Source organism: Leisingera sp. F5, assembly GCF_001593695.1.
In genome coordinates, this window is the sequence record NZ_LUKH01000217.1 from 1 (window position 1) to 3640 (window position 3640).

The following is a 3640-nucleotide window of genomic DNA, read 5'->3' on the forward strand; positions in this document are numbered from 1 at the left end:
GATCAGGCTGAGGAAGGAGATGCCCGCAGCACCGGCGTTCAGCATATGGCCGCCCGGCAGTTTTGTGGCCGCCGAGGTGAGTTTCCCTGCCAGCTTGCCAAAGGCGACAACCGAGCCGGTAAAGGTGATCGCGCCGATGAAGATGCCCAGGAACAGCTCAACCCGCAGGAAAGCGATCTCGGCCGGGGTCTTCTTGGCAATCAGCTTGGCAAAAGTACCCAAGTCATCGGTGCTGGTGGCTGCCGCTACATTGCCGATCTCGAAATGGGCGATAAAGCCCACAAACACCGCGGCCAGGCCGACCAGCGAGTGCATCGCCGCAACCAGCTGCGGCATCTCGGTCATCTGGACCTTCTTGGCGACATAGGTGCCGATGAGGCCGCCGCCGGCAATCAGCAGCAGCGACAACAGCCACAGGCCGGAACCGGGGCCGATAATTGTGGCAAAAACCGCCAGCCCCATGCCGGCGATGCCGTACCAGACCGCGCGCTTGGCGCTTTCCTGGTTGGAGAGGCCGCCCAAGGACAGGATGAAGAGAACAGCCGCAACAACATAGGCGGCGGTGGTGAAACCGTATTCCATAAGTCCGGCCTCTCCTTAAGATTTCTGGAACATGGCAAGCATGCGCCGGGTGACGAGGAAGCCGCCGAAGATGTTGATCCCGGCCATGAAGACCGAAAGCGCCGCCAGCAGGATCACCAGCCAGCTGCCGGATCCGATCTGCATCAGGGCGCCGAGGATAATGATCGAGGAGATCGCGTTGGTCACCGCCATCAGCGGCGTGTGCAAGGAATGCGCAACGCCCCAGATCACCTGGAAACCGACAAAGCAGGCCAGCGCAAAGACGATGAAATGCTGCATGAAGCTGACCGGCGCAAAGAGGCCCACCAGCAGCAAGAGCGCACCGCCGCCTGCCAGCAGCGTCACCTGGCTTTTGGTCTGAGCCTTGAAGGCCGCAACCTCCTGCGCGCGTTTTTCTTCCGGCGTCAGCTCCGGCACAACTTCCTTGGGCTTGGCCGCAATCGCCTGCACCTTCGGCGGTGGCGGCGGGAAGGTGATCTCACCCGCAAAGGCCACGGTGGCGCCGCGGATCACGTCGTCCTCCATGTCGTGATTGACCTGGCCGTCTTTTTCGGGCGTGAGGTCCGTCATCATATGGCGAATGTTGGTGGCATAGAGCGTCGAGGCCTGCGCCGCCATCCGGGAGGGGAAATCGGTGTAGCCGATGATGGTGACGCCATTGTCCGTCACGATCTTCTCGTCTGCCACCGTCAGCTTGCAGTTGCCGCCCTTTTCCGCCGCCAGATCGACAATGACCGAGCCGGGCTTCATCGCTGCGACCATATCCTCGGTCCACAGCTCCGGCGCTTCGCGGTTGGGGATCAGCGCGGTGGTGATGACGATGTCCATCTCCGGCGCCAGCTCGCGGAACTTGGCCAGCTGCGCCTCGCGGAATTCCGGGGACGAGACCGCCGCATAGCCGCCGGTGGCGGCACCGTCCTGCTGCTCCTCCTCAAAATCGAGATAGACAAACTCGGCGCCCATGCTCTCGACCTGCTCGGCCACTTCCGGGCGCACGTCAAAGGCCAGCGTGATCGCGCCAAGCGAAGTCGAGGTGCCGATGGCCGCCAGCCCGGCCACACCAGCGCCAACCACCAGAACCTTGGCCGGGGGCACCTTGCCCGCCGCGGTGATCTGGCCGGTAAAGAAACGGCCGAAGTTGTTGCCCGCCTCAATGACCGCGCGGTAGCCCGCGATATTGGCCATTGAGCTTAGCGCGTCCATCTTCTGCGCCCGGCTGATCCGCGGCACCATTTCCATCGCGATCACATTGGCGCCCTTGGACTTGGCCAGCTCCATGCCGTCTTCGTTGCCCGCAGGGTTGAAGAAGGAGATCAGCGTCTTGCCCTTGGTCAGCCGCTTCAGCTCGGTTGCATCCGGCTGGCGCACTTTAGCGACGATATCGGATGCTTTCCACAGGGCGGCCGGCGTCTTGATGATCTCAACGCCCGCTGCCTCATAGACCGCATCGGAAAAGCCAGCCGCCGCACCGGCGCCGGTCTCGATCGCGCAATCGTAGCCCAGTTTCTGCAGCTGCTTCGCCGAGTCCGGCGTCATACCGACCCGGTTCTCGCCCGCAAATGTTTCTTTTGGTGTCCCTATTTTCACCTTATGGGTCCCCCTGCCCTTGCTAGCGGATCGACAGAACGCCTTTAACGGAAAAACGCAATCAACTTGGTACGTAGCAGGCTCTCATTATTGCCGGATCATTCGAGAAGGCCACTCCACCAAGGACCTTCTCATTGAGAAAGGAAATCTACTGGTTCCACGTGCTCCGTTTTTCTCAGCAGAATTGAGAACGAAGATACCATCTTCGAAAACGCAACTGCAGGAGCAAGTGCGTCCGTGACACGCCGAACCTGCCAAACTAACTCTACGGTGCGAAATCGGCTAACTCGCGCACTGGATTTGCATTTCAGCTCCCAAGGCACGGTCAATACGGCGCTTCCACGTCATTCATCGAAACATAAACCGTCTTCATTTCGCTGTAGTGATTGATGGCAAGCTTTGAGTTTTCTCTTCCAACACCTGACAGCTTCGTTCCGCCAAACGGTGCTTCGACTGGAGCCAAGTTATAAGTATTGATATAGCAGGTGCCCGCTTCATATCCTGCTACCATCCGGTGCGCACGGTTGAGGTCAGAGGTAAAGACGCCTCCGGCTAACCCGAAATCAGTAGCATTTGCTCGCGCAAGAACTTCTTCTTCAGTGTCGAAATCCAGCACCGACATGACCGGGCCGAAAATTTCCTCACGGGCAATAGTCATGTCGTCGGTCACGTCGGCGAAAATCGTCGGTTCCAGATAATAGCCGGCACCCTCAAGCTGTTTGCCGCCGTAGATCAGCCGGGCACCGCCAGCAATACCCGTGTCGATATAGCCTAGTACAATTTTCATTTGCGCCTCTGACACCATGGGTCCAAATGACACCTCTGGGTCCATAGGGTCTCCGATTTTAGCCATTGCGACCCGCTCGGTGAGGCGGTTCAGAAAAGCTTCCTTGATGCCTCGCTGAACGAACACGCGAGTGCCGTTGGAGCAAACCTGACCGGACGAATAGAAGTTTCCGAGGATCGCGCCGCTTACCGCATTATCCAGGTCGGCGTCGTCAAAGATTATCAATGGTGATTTTCCACCGAGTTCCATCGTCACATGCTTCATGTCCGCGGCAGCTGCGGCGTAAACCTTACACCCTGTTGAAACAGATCCGGTTAGCGATACCTTGGCTACGAGCGGACTGCCAACCAATGAGGCTCCAACGTCGCCATAACCCTGGACGACATTGAAAAGGCCCTTAGGCGCCCCGGCCTCGATCAGGATTTCCGCCACTTTCAGGGCACAGAGCGGTGTGGTCTCGGACGGTTTGAACACCATCGAGTTGCCGCAGGCCAGCGCCGGCGCGCCTTTCCAGCAAGCAATCTGCGTCGGGTAGTTCCACGCACCGATGCCGACACACAGGCCAAGAGCCTCGCGTTTGGTATAGACCCAGTCCTCACCCAGCGGAATGTGCTCGCCGGTCAGCGAGGCGGCGAGGCCGCCGAAATACTCCAGCGCGTCGGCGCCGGAGGTGGCGTCGGCGAC

At 59.6% G+C, this 3640-nt stretch carries 3 protein-coding genes; all 3 read right to left on the reverse strand.

The genetic code is table 11. The annotated features are described in order from the left end of the window. The coding region (locus A2I95_RS27620; RefSeq protein WP_291735070.1) for an NAD(P)(+) transhydrogenase (Re/Si-specific) subunit beta at positions 1-582 on the reverse strand (582 nt) is incomplete at its 3' end. Between the two features lie 15 nt (positions 583-597). After that, positions 598-2169, reverse strand: a complete 1572-nt coding sequence (locus tag A2I95_RS27625; protein ID WP_291735072.1) for a Re/Si-specific NAD(P)(+) transhydrogenase subunit alpha — start codon at positions 2167-2169, stop codon at positions 598-600. Between the two features lie 325 nt (positions 2170-2494). Then, the coding region (betB, locus tag A2I95_RS27630; RefSeq protein WP_291735073.1) for a betaine-aldehyde dehydrogenase at positions 2495-3640 on the reverse strand (1146 nt) is incomplete at its 5' end.